Source organism: Methanosarcina sp. Kolksee, assembly GCF_000969945.1.
Lineage (GTDB): Archaea > Halobacteriota > Methanosarcinia > Methanosarcinales > Methanosarcinaceae > Methanosarcina > Methanosarcina vacuolata.
Map to the genome: position 1 here is coordinate 3,377,799 of NZ_CP009524.1, position 15,722 is coordinate 3,393,520.

Consider the following 15,722-nt stretch of genomic DNA (forward strand, 5'->3'; position numbering starts at 1 on the left):
AAATGGTAAACGTTACAGTTGATCCCTTAACTAGAATTGAAGGTCACCAGCGCATATCCACTGAAGTAGGTGCTGACGGTGTTATTACCGATGCCCAGTCATCTTCTCTTATATTCAGGGGTTTTGAACGCATTCTGCAGAACCAGGATCCAAGAGATGCAGCTTTTCTTACTCAGAGAATTTGTGGTGTCTGTCCTCTTGCTCATGGATTGACAGCTACAAACGCTCTAGACGATCTTTATGGCGTGGCCGAAAGCGTTCCAAAAGACGCTCTGATGATGAGGAACATTTTCCAGGGCCTGAATATGGTTGCAAGCCATGCAACTCATATATATGTCCTCTTTGGTCCTGACCTTGCAAATCCAGCGTACAAGAAGGTACTTACAACACTTGGAGACACCGGAAACGCAGTCTGGAAAGAAATGGTTGGAAGGTTTGCCCCAATCAGCTACAAGATGGATGGTGTGGCTGTACCTGCGGGAAGTTCCTATCTTGCAGCGATCCCTGAAAAGAAACGCCTTGCGGAGGCTATCGCACTTATTGCCGGTAGAATGCCCGGTCCTTCATCCCTTTATCCAGGTGGATATACCTACCCGGCTACTGTTGCAGATATAACCAAACTTTCTACTTACTATCTACAGGTTATGGACTTCGTGTCCAAACATACCCTGAAAGTTGATTTCAATACCTGGATCAAAAATACCTATCAGGCAAGCTCTCCTCAAAAAGCAGTAAGCTTTGTTACTGAACACCTGACTGACCTTTATAATAAAACATCGACTTCAAATGACTTCTCCAAAGATGCAGGTTGGGGAGATGTGGAATTCTATGCAGCTTTTGGTTCAGAACTTGTAGGAGAAAAGATTCTCGGTCTTCCAGCAAGCCTTAAACATGATACAATCGGTGGGTACAAGGACCCAGCAAAGATCTGCTTCGTTTCATATGGCGGATACTACAAGTACAAAGACGGATACGACCCGAAGAGCCCAGCAGGAGACCGTATTTTCACCTCAGGTGTGGTAACAGGAAAGCTCGAATACCAGAAATTTGATCCGGAAAAGATTACTGAGAGTACTGCTCACTCCTTCTACCAGAACAGTTCCAATGACCTCGCACCAGCAAAAGGTGAAACCGTTCCATATACTGATCCAAATAAAATCGTTTACACAGGCGGTTCAAACAGCCAATACAGCTGGGACAAGGCTCCGAGATATGACGGAAAGGCCGGTGAAGTCGGGCCTCTTGCACGCATGCTAAATATAAAAGAGCCTCTAGTAACAGGTCTGGCTCAGGCTTTCGCTGAGAATGGTTACTCTGCAGCTAACGTTTACACCAGGATGCTGGCTCGTATGCAGGAAACTGCAATTCTCGCATATGAACTTCTCAACTGGGTAACAGTTGATTACAACCCCAACGGCAAGATTTCCGTGCCTATAGACCTTAATACAGCTAAAAATAATTCTGGAATGGGCCTGTGGGAAGCACCTCGTGGAGCTCTTGGTCACTGGATCTCTGCTGGCAGCGATGGAAAAGTTACCAACTATCAGTGTATAGTTCCGGGTAGCTGGTTGATGTCCCCAAGAGACAGCAAAGGAATTCCTGGCCCACTCGAACAGTCTCTCATTGGTTCAAAAATCAATACAGTTGGAGATGTCGATTATACCAATCCAGTTGGCATTTTCCATATGGGAAGGTCCTACGATCCTTGCATTTCATGTGCAGTCCACACCATTGACCTGACTGGGAAAAACGCTCCAAATACACTAAGAATCCTCTAAGTATAGTACAGGGAGATGACCCACAATGAAATCTAAAGGCGACAAGCCGATGATTGTTGAGCGCTATACAGTAACTGACAGGATAGCTCATACTGTCCACGCTGTTGCAATGTTAGTGCTCATCATTACCGGGTTAAAGATCTATATGGGATGGGAATTTATGAGTTTCCATACCGCCCGCGGTCTTCACATGATAGCGGTCCCATTCCTGCTTGCAGTGAACTGGATCCTTATTCCTTACAACATCTTCTCTGAAGGTCATGGGTTTATGGGAAAGATCTCGCACTTTACGGACCATTATATTTTCGGCCCTAAGGATGCAGCTCGCTTTGGCGGTATAATTGGTAACTTCTTCAGGAAAGGCAGATATCCGGCATTCAGTATATATGATGAAACTACTGGCCACTACAAGACCAAACTTCATCCCTTAATGAAGATCCTGATCGTGCTTGAAGGTACAGCAATCTTCTTAATCGCGGTTTCAGGTGTTGTGCTTTACAAGCTCGACTGGTCACTTTTCGGCCTCCCAATAGCCTCATGGATACTGACTATAACAGGCTTTATTTCGCCGTTATTCAACCTGTCTCCTCTGGAATTCCTCAGGGTACTTCACCTGCTGATGACTTACTGGTTTGTTTTTGAACTTGTAGTTCACGTGGGTATTCTGGAATTCGATCCTCATGTCTGGAAGTACTATAAAGCTATCTTCCTGACAGGAAAAGAGGATCTGAGAGATACTCATTATTCTGAGGTTCTCCCAGCTTATTACCCTACAAAGGAAAAGCCGTGAAAATATCATAAAGAAAAATATCAAATTTAAGGTAGTACAGGCATTTTTGAAAAGCCTGTATACCTTTTTAACTGCTTTTTTGAGTGAAAATATGTCTATACTAAATGCTCCTATACGCATCCTTGGCTGCGGAAGCCCGTTAATGGGAAACGATGGTGTTGGCCTCAAAGTCATTGAGGTTCTTCAAGAATCAGAACTTAAAGACCTCAAGGATATCGATATCATGGATGCAGGGGTCTGCGGGCTTGACCTTCTAAATCTTCTCGATGACGCCAGGAAAGTCATCATAGTTGATGCAATTCTGGCTAACAGCCCTCCAGGTTCAGTACACCATATAGAAGGGAAGGAATTACTTGAAGGCGTAGAGTTTCACCCCCTGGTTTCAGTACATGACCTGACAATTACAGATGTATTGAAAATAGGAGAACAGGTCCAAGAACTTCCAGAAATTGTGGTCATTGGGATTGAAATCGGATCGATTGTCACGGAAGCTACGCTGGAAATCAGTCCAGATGTCCTTAAAGGTGTGGATAAAGCCATAAAGCTCATCAAGGAAGAGGTCTTTTCTTCACTTTAATTTTATTTTTACTATTTACTTTAATTTTTGTTTTGTTCAATTTTCCCAAATTTTCCCCACTTTTTAGTTCTGTTTTTTCCCTTTTTTAATTTTGGCTTTGCCCTCTGTTTTTAGTTTATATTTTGCCCCATATTTGCTATTTTATTAATTTCAATTCTTTCCTTCTACAGTAATTTATATCTGGTAAAAGGCCCATTTGAATATAATATATTAGAAAGAATTTATAATTCCGGGGTGTGAATATTTCACGATTCCTTCGTCAAGTAGTACTTAAAATACTTTCTTTTGGAGCAATTTTCTATGTAGCAACGCTTGTTGCTGCAAATACCTCTATTACTCAGAAGAATCTCGAGACCGAAGTTATCATCAACGCACCGGCTGCCAGGGTATGGCAAGCGCTTACTGATTTCGGGGCATACCCACAGTGGAATCCGTTTATCCGTGAGGTGACCGGAGTTTCCAGTCCAGGTGAGAAATTAACAATTCAAATTCATCTAGGCGACCGTGTTATGACAATTCGGCCAACTATTCTTGTCATTCAGCCAGAAAGAGAGCTGCGCTGGATCGGTCATCTGTTAATTCCTGGGATATTCGATGGTGAGCACAGTTTTGTAATAGAGCCAGCTGGTGAGAACCGAGTGCGTCTGATTCAGCGAGAGACATTTAACGGGCTTTTGGTGCCGTTTTCGGGTTCCCTGCTTGGCAATACTAAACGGAATTTTAGTATGATGAATCTGGCACTTAAAGAGCGCGTGGAGCAGGCAAACTAAGCTAAGCCTGAAATCCTGCTGGACAAATAAGTTAAATTTCAAGCCCCTGCTGGACAAATAAGTTAAATTTCAAGCCCCTGCTAGACGAAACTCTAGAAAAAGAACCGGATATAATTCCGGAAAAAGAAAAAGTGAGGTTTCTGTTTCTCAGGGTGTGTTTCCAAACGGAGCTACGAGCCCAGAAAAAATTTATACAATCGGGGTCAAGGGCCCAAGAACCGATTCCTTTAATCAACAGATTTTTCGAAACAGATCTCTAAATTTTAAATATCATCTTTTTTATTATCCTTTCAGGTTAGTATATATCTCTTTTTATTGAAACTTCCATTTAAAACTGTTTATATTAGTAAGGCTCTTTTCCCTTTACGGTTACTCGGATTTTCCAGGCACCCAGTTGCTATAGAGTTTCCATTCAATCAAAGAGTCTTCACTATCGGTTTCGATGTAAAATCTCCATATAAAAGGCTCTGTTATCGCAGAGAATTCAAAATTTACAAGAGTATCAGGCAAAAGTATAGATTCTTTTGCTTCCCCTGTATTTGTTTTTATCATAATACTTGATTCCTTAACATTCAGGTTACTTACTTCGAGACGTACCGATTTTCCAGCTTCAGCTTCAAAAGAAGAACTACTCCCACTCCAGGTTCCTGCAGTATGGAATTTACGTCCCTTACTATCAACCGTAGGGGGTAGTCTGGTCATAGGTGGAGTTATGGGTCTAGTTACATGCACAGGCTTTTGGTCAAGCGGAACTGCCTGGGTTTTCAGGATTGGAGGTCCCGCTACCGGTGCTTCAGGAGGTTGTGGTATTTTAACCGCAGGAGCCCCTACTCTCGGAGCACGTGGCATCTCTACTGGCGGGACTTCAGGTGCTCTTACCGGTCCAACCGGAGATGCTCTTGGTGATCGAACAGGAGATTCCGGGAATAATGGAGCAGAAATTTCTGATACCTGCGGCTCAGTTACTGGTGAAACCGAAGGCTTCCGGGCGCCCGCGAAAAATTCCTCATCAAGACTTCCTATAGTCTCTGACCCTATTATACCATCAACTTTCAGGCCTCTTGACTCCTGGTAACTTCTAACCGCAAGTTCGGTTTCCCCGCCAAAAATACCATTGGCTCCAACTTCAGGCACTGGAAAATCCAAAAATATTAAAGCCTGTTGAACTTTCCTTACCGCAGAGCCGCTATCTCCTCTCTGGAGAACTCTTTCTTTGTCATAGCAGCCCTCCAGAACTTCATCACCTGCAAATCTCGACGACCTTAAGTCGTGACCATCCCCAATAGTCATATTCTATCCCCCATATTTGCCGCACAACTTTTCCCTGAAATATGCAGCGTTATCACTAAACGTTACTAGCCTTAAAATTTCAATAAATAAAGTAGTGATATTAAAATATATAAGTTTTTAGAAAAATTATATTTATTAAATGACTTAAATTTAATTTAAACGATCTCCTGCTATTGCAAAGTAAAGGAGTTACCTGTAACGCGGGTTATTGAAGATTTGTTAGTCTTTTATAGATATGATAGTCTTTAATATATTGGACTCTATTTTTTATATATATTTAGATATAATTATTTGTAACATGGGGGGAAGTGGAATGGATAATGACGACTTACTTGAAAAGTTTAAAAATCTCGATTTCATGAAAATGGATAGGCGGGCATTTATAAAAGCTGTGGGGGTATTAGGAGCTTCACTGTTTTTACAAACGTATAAAAACGATATAGCAAAAGCTCTTGAGTTTTCTGAAACTAAAGTTGTATGGCTTCACGGAGTAATGGATAGTGGCTGTACCATATCAATGCTGGACGGAGGATCTCCTGATATCATCGAATTCCTTCAGGAGTACAATCTCAAACTTCTCTATCATGAAGTTTTAATGATGCAGCAGGGGATTTTCGTAGATGGGAAGCTCGCAAATACCAGTGATCTTAATTCAGAGATTGTACTGGATGAGATCCTGGGAAGGGAAAAAGATTATGTTCTGGTCTCCGAAGGAGCAATTTCGAACGGACCTCAAGGTTCCGGGAAATATCTCATGCTGGGAGGAAGAACCTATAAAGAGATTTACGCGAAAGCTGCTAAAAACGCTTTAGCAATTGTTGCAATTGGGAATTGTGCGACTAACGGTGGGGTGAACTCTGCTAAGAGTGATATAGTCGAACTTATGGACCCACGTGGGGTTGCTTTTACTATGGAAGATGCTTCAAAGGGGATTTTAGATCTTCTTGGCATCGAAAAGCCTGTAATTAATCTTACTGGTTGCCCTACTCATCCAGACTGGGTTTTTTTGACAATAGGTGCAGTTGTTTTGGGAAAGATAAAGATACCTGATGATTTGCCTAATGTCCTGGACCACTGGAAACGTCCAAAGGTTTTCTTCCCGCCTGACCACGTTATTCATGATAATTGTTCTCGTCGCGGGTACTATGACCGTGGAGAGTTTGAGCTTACAGTAGGTGGGCCGAAGTGCCTATGGAAACTGGGGTGCAAGGGACCCTATACCCATGCAGACTGTGCTACTCGCAACTGGAACGGCCATCTCAATTACTGTCCTCAGGCAGGATCTCCCTGTATTGGCTGCGTCCAGCCGGGCTTCCCTGATAGCACCAGGCCTTTTTTTGTGGAAATTGAGAAGACAGGAATTGTAGGTACGAATATCACTACTATAGCGGGCGTGGCAATCGGAGGCGCGCTACTTGCTGCAGGGGCTCATGCTGTAAGGAGAACTGCCATGAAAAGACCTGAAGACGAGGCAGGCTTTGCCGAAGAAAGCACTCCAGAAGAAACCGGAGAGAAACCCATAGAGGAAGCCGGAGGTGAAAAATAATGGTACAGGTCACTGTTGATCCTGTTTCGAGAATTGAAGGGCACTACAGGATCAATACCGAAGTCAATGGAGAAGGCGTAATTACTGATGCACAGAGTAACGGTTTGCAGTTAAGGGGTTTTGAACGTCTCCTGCAGCGCCAGGACCCCAGGGATGCAGCACTTCTGTCCCAGAGGATCTGCGGGGTCTGTCCGGTTAGCCACGGCATAGCTGCAGCAAATGCCCTCGATGAACTTTTTGGAGTCGCAGGTGAGGTTCCCAAAAACGGTCTTTTAATGCGAAACATCCAGCAGGCTCTGAATTACATAGCCAGCCATGCAGCACACGTCTACGTGCTCTGGGCCCCTGACCTTGCAAACTCAGCTTACCGTGACATCCTGGCAAAATACGGTGATGTTGGAAATTCAGTCTGGAAAGAACTTCAGGGGCGTTTTGCACCTTTGATTTATCAGATTGACGGTGCCAGTTATCCGGCAGGCTCGTCCTATCTGGGCGCTATAGTGGAATTTCGCCGCTTGCACGAAGCCATTTCTTTAATAGCTAGCAAGATGCCCCATCCGGTTCTTCAGCATGTTGGAGGTGTAGTTTATTCTCCGACGGTTGCTGATATCGGGCAAATTCTAAGCTATGTCACGAAAACGATGGAGTTTGTTAAAGCATTTACTCTTGGGGTCTCTCCCGATACCTGGATTGAAAATACTTACAGAGCTTCTTCTCCTCAAAAGGCTGCTAATTTCGTTCTTAATCACCTGCAAGAACTTCTGAATAAATCCCTTGACAGTAAGGACTTCTCACACTCGGCTGGCTGGGGAGACGTCCCTCTCTTTGCGGCTTTTGGCTCGGAGCTTATAGGAGAAAAACTTCTCGGCCTGCCTATCAGTATGAAAATGGACCTTGCAGGGACTTACAAAGATCCCGATAAGATTGGTTTTCTTTCCTACGGAGTTTTCTTTAAGCCCGAGAAAGGAGATGGATATGACCCTACAAGTCCTGCTGATAGCAGAGTTATTCCCTCCGGCTATATGAATGGATATTTCAAGCTTGAAAAATTTGACTACAGGAAGATCTCAGAAAGTATTAGCCACTCCTTTTACATTGACGATGTAAACGATCGTCCTCCCTGGAATGGGGTTACGGTTCCGGAAGGGAATCCCGAAAATATTGATTATACAAAAGGATCGAAGAGCCGTTACTCGTGGGCAAAAGCCCCTCATTATGACGGCATTCCGTGTGAAGTCGGCCCTCTTGCCCGTATGGTGATTATGGGAGAACCTCTTGTTACGGGATTGGTAAAAACCTTTCAGGATAACGGCTACTATCCTGTCAACAACTATACCCGCATGATTGCAAGGATGCAGGAAATTCTTGTAGTGGTCCCGGAACTTATAAAATGGCTCACGCAGGACCTTCAGGCAGGCGGAAAGGTTGCTGTGCATACCGATCTTTCCATGGCAAAGAGTTCCACAGGAATGGGTTTATGGGAAGCTCCGCGAGGGGCACTGGGGCACTGGATTGCTACAGATTCGGATTCTATGGTAACTCTTTACCAGGCTGTGGTTCCGAGCACCTGGAACCTTGCTCCAAGGAATTCGCAGGGAATCCCAAGCCCTGTTGAACAGGCCCTAATAGGCACCAAAATCTCGGCTGCCGAAAATGCACTTGGGGTGGATTATTCAAATCCTCTTGGAATTCTGCATACAGCCCGGTCTTACGATCCCTGCCTGGCATGTGCAGTTCATACAATTGATAAAACTACGATTGATAAAACCGGAAAGCACCCGGACTATATAATCAAGGTACTTTGAAGGAGGTTGAAAGTATGGTACGATCTGCTCAAAGACCTGCTTCCAGAAGTGTAATTGTTGAACGTTATACGTGGCTTGAGCGGGTTACTCATCTGGTTCATCTTGTTACCCTGTTTATCCTGCTTATTACGGGATTCAAAATCTACTTTGGTTGGGGTTTCATGGCTTTTCAAACAGCCCGAACCTGGCATATGATTGCTGTGCCTTTTTTCCTGGTTGCAAATTGGATTCTGGTCCCATACAACCTTTTTTCCTGCAAAGAAGAAAGATGCAGTGTCAGAGACAGGACCGTGCATTTTAAGGACTCTTACATTTTCGGAAAAGCTGATGCAGAACGGTTCATTGACATAATAAAGAATTTTTTTGGAAAAGGCAGGTATCCGGCATTTAGTATCTATGATGAAACTACTGGTCACTACGAGACTAAACTCCATCCTGTGATGAAAATACTGATTGTCCTTGAGAGTATAGCAATTGTTATTGTAGCAATTACAGGAGTAGTGCTTTACAACCTTGACTGGTCTCCTTTCGGAATTCCCATTGCGGCATGGATACTTTCCGTAACCTGGTATTTTGCGTCCTTTTTCAATATCAATGCTTTGGGTTTACTCCGATTATTACATCTGCTTGCAGCTTACTGGTTTGTCTTTGAACTGGTGGTTCATGTAGGAATTATTGAATTTGACCCTTACACCTGGAAATATCACAAGGCAATTTTTTGGTCAGGAAAAGAAGATCTTTCAGATACTCATTATTCCGAGGTTATCACAGCTAAAACAAAGTATTTACCTACAAAGGAAAGGCCTTGAAAATCTCTTAAGGAAAATTATTAAATTTAAGGTAGTATAGGAATTTTTGAAAAGCCTGTACACCTTTTTAACTCTTTTTTGTATGAGTAAAACATGTCATACTAAATGCTCCGATACGTGTCCCTGGCTGCGGAAGCCCATTAATGGGAAATGATGGTATTGCCTTAAAGTCATTGAAGCTCTTCATACAACCGAAATCCTATTGTAAAGCCCGCTACATGGCAGGACTATGATAATGCAAAGGAAATCCAGGTAATCTGCGAGAACATAAATATCCCGAATCTTTCCGGCTTTCTAAAATCAATAAATTCGATCGCTTCCGAAAACGATGTCATTATCCAGGGTTTGAACGCCGACCTTCGCAGGAGAAAGGCACCTTCATTTTGCAGTGGGAAAAGCTCTTTGGGCAATTGCTGCGGGCAGGAACATAGCAAACGATCCCGAAATCGAGAATCCGCTTTTTACATCTGCTTGCAGCTTACTGTTTCGTCCTTGAATAGGACTTACGCAGTTGAACTGAAGAATCAACAGCATTAGACCGCCAACTGTTTAAAACGTGACTTTAATCCACAGTCTTTGACGTAATTGATTTTGTTCCTCAAGTGCCGTAAGTCCTACTTGAATTTATAATTCATGTAGGAATCCTTGAGCTTGATCCAGACTCATGGAAATATCATAAGGCAATCTTCTGGTCCGGAAAAGAAGATCTCTCAGATAGGCACTTTGTCAAAGTAATTGATGAGGACGAGCAAAAAAGAGTGACAGGTGAACACTGATAACAAAAGCAGATAATGTATAATGCAGTTAGTGTATAATGCAGATAGTATGTATTTGTTAAGCATGTGAACTACCGCTAAACTAAAGATTTAGCGGCTTCCTGAGTCATCCTTCCAACCAATGTTGACAAGTCATACAGGCTCTAGCCCCGCGTTCCGTAGGTGAAATCGGATATATGAGCATGAGATTATACTTGAGATGTCTAAAGACTTCGGGGTTTTACGCTTCTACCTCTAAACGTGTAAATGATTATATATTAATCTATCATTATTATATATGGTAATTGAGATGTATGGATTTGGGGAAGTTCGAAGAAGAATTAACCCGATCATTCTCAACCTTTTAATCCTTTTCTTTTTGGTAATGCTTGGGCTGATGGTGGTAGAGTTAGTTCTTAAAAGTTTAATCATTTATAGCCCTTTTTGAGAGTTCTCGGCTTTTCTTTTATTTCCATCTTTTATCTTTTCTTCATTCTCTCCATTTTTGTTTCTTCTACAACCGAAATCCTTATTGTAAAGCCCGCGATATGGCAGGACTATGACAATGCAAAGGGAAATCCAGGTAATCTGCGGGAATGTAAATATCCCTAATCTTTCCGGCTTTCTAAAATCAATAAATTCGATAGCTTCCGAAAATGATGTCATTATCCAGGGTTTGAACGCAGACCTGATCGCAGGTGAAAGACACCTTCATTTTGCAGTGGGAAAAGCTCTTCGGGCAATTGCTGCAGGCAGGAACATAGCAAACGATCCCGGTATCGAGATTATGCGGTATGCGTCCGGAGAGAGGCAGATTGAAAGGAGTTTTTCGATCGGGCTATGTAAAGGGGAAAACAATGCCGTATTCGTGCTTCTTGGAAAAATGGACAATCTGGTGCTGGCTCTCTCTGCATTAAAAGAACTCATTACTGAAAAGCCCTGTTCCGAGCTGCTTGCATATTCCGATTACAAAAAGCAGGGAATCCTTTCTGTGTTCGGGATCACGGATGCTGAAATTGAAGCTTCAGGGAAAGAGCACATTCCCGAACTTGTGATTGAGAGGGTAGCGCTGGCAGATTTTGCAAAGTAAAAAAGGGCAATCTGAACCTGCGTCTATAATTTCTCTTCAGCTTCTCTTTTTCATCTATCTTTTTCTTTCATCTTCTGTTTCTCTTCAATCTCTCTTTTTATTCAATCTTCTGTTTCTCTTCAATCGCTCTTTCTCTTCAATCTTCTGTTTCTCTTCAATCTCTCTTTTTCTTCAATCTCTCTTTTTCTTCAATCTCTCTTTTTCTTCAATCTTCTATTTTTCTTCAATCTCTCGTTCTCTTCAATCTTCTGTTTCTTGTTTCTACGTAATTTTTACCACTTAGTTTTCTTGCCCACATTTTTCTTCAAACCAGTTCATGAGAGAAAAGGCCAGGTTCCTGGAACTATCAAAAAAGCTTTCCTGCCCAAGTATTTCCTTTTCAGACTGGATATATTTTCCTGATACAAGATCGTGCCCTGAATCCCTGATCAGATTTCTTACCCACTGCCTGTTGGCTTCAGGGTGAAACTGTAGCCCGAGAACATTTCCATTGTAAATAAATCCCTGATTCGGGCAGGCCTCACTTTCAAAAAGCTTCACTGCTCCGGCTGGAATTTCAAAGGTGTCTCCATGCCACATAAAACCGGTAAACTCAGGAAACATGCAGGACGGAAGCTTTGAATCCTTTAGCTCGCTCGGGCTTTGTTCGATATTTTCTTCTATAGACCGTACCGTATGCCAGCCGATTTCCTTATACGGATTCTTCGTAACTTTTCCTCCAAGCACTTCGGAAATCATCTGAGCTCCAAAACAGCTCCCAAGCACGGGTTTGCCGGCTTCTATTACTTTACTCACAAATTCTTTTTCAGGTTTTAACCAGGAATATTCCTCTTCCTGATAAATGCTCATGGTGCCGCCCATTATAAGGAGCAAATCGAATTCTTCAGGGGCAGGAAAAAAAGAGTTTTCGTAAAGCAGGGTTTTCGTAAGTTTATATTCTTTTTCATCTATCCAGGTCCCTATACTTCCAAGGGTATCGTTTTTCAGGTGTTGTAAACAGTGAATTCTCATGGGTGTTTCCCCTTAAAGTATATTGAGCAGAAACTGCTCTTTTTGAATTAAACTTTAAATGTACTTCAGGTAAGGTTTAAATCAAATTGTCTAGCAACTATTTGTTTTATGAGGCGTTCTTAATTGAGTTTCAGGCAAGCTTTAGAGCCTGAATTTCTGGCAGTTTTAAGCCAGACTTTTTTAGCCATCAGTTTTAAGCCAGGTTTTTTTAACCATCAGTTTTAAGCCAGGCTTTTTTAGCCATTTTTTTATACTTCTTATCTGTATGCTTTATTTTGGAGTCTTCTTGAAGGCCCTCTATTTACAGGACTTTCTGTGATGAACGCTTCATAAATAAATATATGACTCCATATATGCCTTCATTCGGCCAATAGATTCATTAATATACTATTGTGTTATGAGATCAATTAAATATAAAGAGTAAATTGCCGAAAAAAGATTTCATATCAGGAAGCAGATTATTCGCAAGTAGAAAATGGGAGTTGATTCTTATATCTCATCCAAAAACCGTAGAGGAAATGATTGATTGTTCAGGGCCTATAGAATGTGATTTATTGCCCAGACTTATTCATGTGACCGAAGCTGCTGCCATTGCCGCAGCGTACCAGATGGGGCGTGGGAACAAAAGTTTTGCCGACCAGGTAGCAGTTGCCGCCATGCGAAGGATGCTGAATAAACTTGACATGAAAGGCATAATCCAGATAGGGGAAGGAGAAAGGGATGAGGCTCCCATGCTTTATATCGGGGAGCACGTAGGAACAGGAAAAGGAAACCTTGAAGTCGATATTGCAGTCGACCCGCTTGAAGGGACAAACCTTACTGCAGATGGCGGGCCTGGCTCAGTTGCAGTTATGGCAATGGCTGAAAGGGGAGGAATTTTCCACGGCCCTGATATCTATATGGACAAGATTGTTGTCGGGCCAGATGTAGTGCGCTACGAAGAGGAACACCCTGATGAAAAGATTGACCTGGATGCCCCAGTCAGGTACAACCTTGAGATAGTCGCAAAGGCCCTCGATAGAAGTATTGAAGAGCTTGTAGTCGTTGTGCTTGACCGGCCAAGGCATGCCCAGAAAATAACCGAAATTCGGGAAGCAGGCGCCCGCGTAAAGCTGATCAGTGACGGAGACCTTATGCCCGGAGTTTCAACTGCAATCCGTGGGTCAGGCGTTCATATGGTAATGGGCGCAGGCGGTTCGGGTGAAGCAGTACTCACAGCGGCTGCAATCAAAATCCTGGGCGGAAAAATCCTTGCAAGGCTTGTGCTTCCCACGGTTGCAAACGGAAAGAGCCAGGATAAGGTCGACAAAGAAATTGAAGAAAAAATGCCAAGGCTCGAAAAAATGGGAATCACCCTTCAAAACATCAATGATGTCCTTGATACCAACAAGCTTGTTCCAGGAAACGACGTGATCTTTTCAGCATCAGCTGTAACTCCCGGCCATTTTCTGCGAGAAGTTAATCTGTTCGGTAGCGGGGATGCCAGGGTACACACAATCTCAATGGGTGCATCCGGATCTGTCAGGTTTACGGACAGTATTTATATAAAGGATAAGCGGGAGACTCCTCTCTACCTGTAAATCCTTTTATTCTCTTTTTTCATCTTTTTTAAAACACGGACTTTGCGAATATACAGAATTTGATTACAGAACTTGGCTACAAAATTTGATCACATAACTTGATTACAGAATTATCAAATACAAAACTTGATTACAGAATTATTGAACACAGAACTTGATTACAGAATTATCAAATACAGAACTTGATTACAGAATTATCAAATACAGAACTAAGGAATACATAATTCAAAATTCAAAGTTTCAAAATTCAAAGTTTCAAAATTCAAAGTTTCAAAATTCAAAATTACGAAATTAAAAAACATAGAGTTTAGAGTTAAATCATGAAAGTCTATCTTGAAAGTTTTGGCTGTTCGGCGAGCCAGGCCTCGGCTGAAATAATGAAGGCAAGCGTCGAAAGACTGGGGTATGAACTGCTTGGCCCTGAGGCTGCCGATCAGGCAGAGGTCTATATCTGCAACTCCTGTACGGTAAAATACACTACGGAACAGAAGATCCTGTATAAAATTCGCAGCATGGGCGAGAAGAACGTGGAAGTTATCGTTTCAGGCTGTATGCCTGAAGTCCAGCTTGAGGACATCCTGCATGCAAATCCCGAAGCTCATATCCTTGGGGTAAATGCTATTTCTCGGCTTGGAGAGCTTCTTTCTTCAATCGAGCAGAGAAAAAAGGAATTTCTGCCCGGAGGAGAACATCTGGAGTTCCGGGCTTCCGAACCTGTGGGATTTCTCAATGTTCCGCATGAGCGTTCCAACCCTAATATTCACATCTGCCAGATCTCGCAGGGCTGCAATTTTGCCTGTTCCTACTGCATTGTAAAATATGCAAGAGGCAAGTTGCACTCTTTTTCACCGGATGAGATCGTCGAAGATATCAGTTCAGCTGTTGCTGAGGGTTGCAGGGAAATCTGGCTTACTTCCCAGGACGACAGCCAGTATGGAATGGACACGGGTGTCAGACTTCCGGAACTCCTGCGCATGATCTCGGAAATTCCAGGCGACTTTAAAGTAAGGGTTGGAATGATGAACCCATTTTCTGTCCTCCCCATCCTCGATGACCTTGTAGATGCTTTTGATTCCGACAAGGTCTTCAAACTTCTTCACCTCCCAATCCAGTCTGCTTCCCATTCGGTCCTGAAGAGAATGAACCGCCTGCACAAAATGGACGTAGTGGACACGATAATTACTAAATTCCGCGCTCGTTTCGAGGATTTATCCCTCTTCACCGACATAATTGTAGGCTTCTGCGATGAAACCGACAACGAGTTCAAGGAAACTGTCGAATGGGTACAGAAATACCGTCCCGAAAAGGTTAATATTTCAAGATATTCCCCTCGCCCGCACACGAAAGCCTTTTCCTTTCGGAACCTTGACTCCAGGATTTTAGTTCAGCGTTCTCATGAATTGCATAAGGTCTGTGAACAAATCAAGATTGGGTCCAAGCAGGCGATGATCGGCTGGAAAGGTCGGGCCTTTGTCTCGAAATATACGGAAATCGGGGATATTCTCACCCGCACGGATGCTTACCGTCCGGTTGTTATACGCGGCTCGAATCTAAAGCCTGGCCAGTATGCAAATGTTGAAATTGTTGCTGCAAAACCTGGATATTTCCTTGGAAAATTGATTGAAGACCGACCGGTTTCTGAAATAGAAGAAATTCAATAGGGAATGCCAGGTAAGGTGTATATTTAATTTTCATCATGGCTGTTTTCAATTTCTTCAAATAACATTTTTTAGAATCTCTACTCAAAGAATTATCTTTCCAAAACCAAAGTTCGAAGTATGCGAGTTTGAAAGCTTCTAGTTTTTCTATAACGACCAAAATTCAAGCTCTAATTGAGTTCAAGCTCTATGAGTTTAAGCTCTAATTGAGTTCAGGCTCTATGAGTTCAAGCTCTAATTGAGTTCAGGCTCTATGAGTTCAA

Annotated in this window: 12 protein-coding genes; 10 read left to right on the forward strand and 2 right to left on the reverse strand. The window is 42.7% G+C overall.

Annotation, left to right across the window (positions count from 1 at the left end; all coding sequences use genetic code 11):
• Nucleotides 1-2: 2 nt before the first annotated feature.
• From MSKOL_RS13915 to MSKOL_RS13930, 4 genes are all read left to right on the forward strand, one after another.
• Nucleotides 3-1,778, forward strand: coding sequence for a nickel-dependent hydrogenase large subunit (locus tag MSKOL_RS13915; protein WP_048157196.1), 1,776 nt, complete (start codon nt 3-5; stop codon nt 1,776-1,778).
• Nucleotides 1,779-1,803: 25 nt separating this feature from the next.
• A complete protein-coding gene (locus tag MSKOL_RS13920) occupies nt 1,804-2,568 on the forward strand; it encodes a cytochrome b (protein ID WP_048121880.1) in 765 nt (254 codons plus the stop codon).
• Nucleotides 2,569-2,659: 91 nt separating this feature from the next.
• A complete protein-coding gene (locus MSKOL_RS13925) occupies nt 2,660-3,145 on the forward strand; it encodes a hydrogenase maturation protease (RefSeq protein WP_048124075.1) in 486 nt (161 codons plus the stop codon).
• Between the two features lie 236 nt (nt 3,146-3,381).
• The gene (locus MSKOL_RS13930) at nt 3,382-3,915 is read left to right on the forward strand and encodes an SRPBCC domain-containing protein (RefSeq protein WP_231592249.1); all 534 of its coding nucleotides are present in this window, start codon (nt 3,382-3,384) and stop codon (nt 3,913-3,915) included.
• 369 nt (nt 3,916-4,284) lie between these two features.
• Here MSKOL_RS13930 and MSKOL_RS13935 read toward each other — a convergent pair whose 3' ends face one another.
• A complete protein-coding gene (locus MSKOL_RS13935) occupies nt 4,285-5,205 on the reverse strand; it encodes a peptidoglycan-binding protein (protein WP_048157197.1) in 921 nt (306 codons plus the stop codon).
• 313 nt (nt 5,206-5,518) lie between these two features.
• On the opposite strand from MSKOL_RS13935, the gene MSKOL_RS13940 reads away from it, so the two are divergent.
• The 4 genes from MSKOL_RS13940 (at nt 5,519) to cgi121 (ending at nt 11,210) form a co-directional block, all read left to right on the forward strand.
• On the forward strand, nt 5,519-6,751 hold the full coding sequence (locus MSKOL_RS13940) for a hydrogenase small subunit (protein WP_048157200.1): 1,233 nt from the start codon (nt 5,519-5,521) through the stop codon (nt 6,749-6,751).
• The gene (locus MSKOL_RS13945) at nt 6,751-8,556 is read left to right on the forward strand and encodes a nickel-dependent hydrogenase large subunit (protein WP_048157202.1); all 1,806 of its coding nucleotides are present in this window, start codon (nt 6,751-6,753) and stop codon (nt 8,554-8,556) included. Before MSKOL_RS13940 ends, MSKOL_RS13945 begins: the two co-directional genes overlap by 1 nt.
• Before the next feature lie 14 nt (nt 8,557-8,570).
• Nucleotides 8,571-9,365, forward strand: coding sequence for a cytochrome b (locus tag MSKOL_RS13950; RefSeq protein WP_048157204.1), 795 nt, complete (start codon nt 8,571-8,573; stop codon nt 9,363-9,365).
• A 1,314-nt stretch (nt 9,366-10,679) separates the two neighbouring features.
• Nucleotides 10,680-11,210 (forward strand): KEOPS complex subunit Cgi121, encoded by a 531-nt coding sequence (gene cgi121 / locus MSKOL_RS13955; RefSeq protein WP_231592250.1) that lies wholly within the window; start codon nt 10,680-10,682, stop codon nt 11,208-11,210.
• A gap of 279 nt (nt 11,211-11,489) precedes the next feature.
• On the opposite strand, the gene MSKOL_RS13960 is transcribed toward cgi121, so the two are convergent.
• Nucleotides 11,490-12,221, reverse strand: coding sequence for a type 1 glutamine amidotransferase (locus tag MSKOL_RS13960; RefSeq protein ID WP_048157207.1), 732 nt, complete (start codon nt 12,219-12,221; stop codon nt 11,490-11,492).
• Nucleotides 12,222-12,712: 491 nt separating this feature from the next.
• Between MSKOL_RS13960 and glpX the strand changes: the two genes are divergently transcribed.
• Nucleotides 12,713-13,801, forward strand: coding sequence for a class II fructose-bisphosphatase (gene glpX, locus MSKOL_RS13965; protein ID WP_048124077.1), 1,089 nt, complete (start codon nt 12,713-12,715; stop codon nt 13,799-13,801).
• Nucleotides 13,802-14,121: 320 nt separating this feature from the next.
• A complete protein-coding gene (locus MSKOL_RS13970) occupies nt 14,122-15,462 on the forward strand; it encodes a tRNA (N(6)-L-threonylcarbamoyladenosine(37)-C(2))-methylthiotransferase (protein WP_048157208.1) in 1,341 nt (446 codons plus the stop codon).
• Nucleotides 15,463-15,722: the final 260 nt, after the last annotated feature.

Bases quoted from the DNA above. Each gene is read 5' to 3' on its own strand.
- cgi121 (WP_231592250.1), top strand. From the start codon at position 10,680: ATGACAATGCAAAGGGAAATCCAGGTAATCTGCGGGAATGTAAATATC.
- MSKOL_RS13925 (WP_048124075.1), top strand. From the start codon at position 2,660: ATGTCTATACTAAATGCTCCTATACGCATCCTTGGCTGCGGAAGCCCG.
- MSKOL_RS13970 (WP_048157208.1), top strand. From the start codon at position 14,122: ATGAAAGTCTATCTTGAAAGTTTTGGCTGTTCGGCGAGCCAGGCCTCG.
- MSKOL_RS13940 (WP_048157200.1), top strand. From the start codon at position 5,519: ATGGATAATGACGACTTACTTGAAAAGTTTAAAAATCTCGATTTCATG.
- MSKOL_RS13935 (WP_048157197.1), bottom strand. From the start codon at position 5,205: ATGACTATTGGGGATGGTCACGACTTAAGGTCGTCGAGATTTGCAGGT.
- MSKOL_RS13945 (WP_048157202.1), top strand. From the start codon at position 6,751: ATGGTACAGGTCACTGTTGATCCTGTTTCGAGAATTGAAGGGCACTAC.
- MSKOL_RS13915 (WP_048157196.1), top strand. From the start codon at position 3: ATGGTAAACGTTACAGTTGATCCCTTAACTAGAATTGAAGGTCACCAG.
- MSKOL_RS13960 (WP_048157207.1), bottom strand. From the start codon at position 12,221: ATGAGAATTCACTGTTTACAACACCTGAAAAACGATACCCTTGGAAGT.
- MSKOL_RS13950 (WP_048157204.1), top strand. From the start codon at position 8,571: ATGGTACGATCTGCTCAAAGACCTGCTTCCAGAAGTGTAATTGTTGAA.
- MSKOL_RS13920 (WP_048121880.1), top strand. From the start codon at position 1,804: ATGAAATCTAAAGGCGACAAGCCGATGATTGTTGAGCGCTATACAGTA.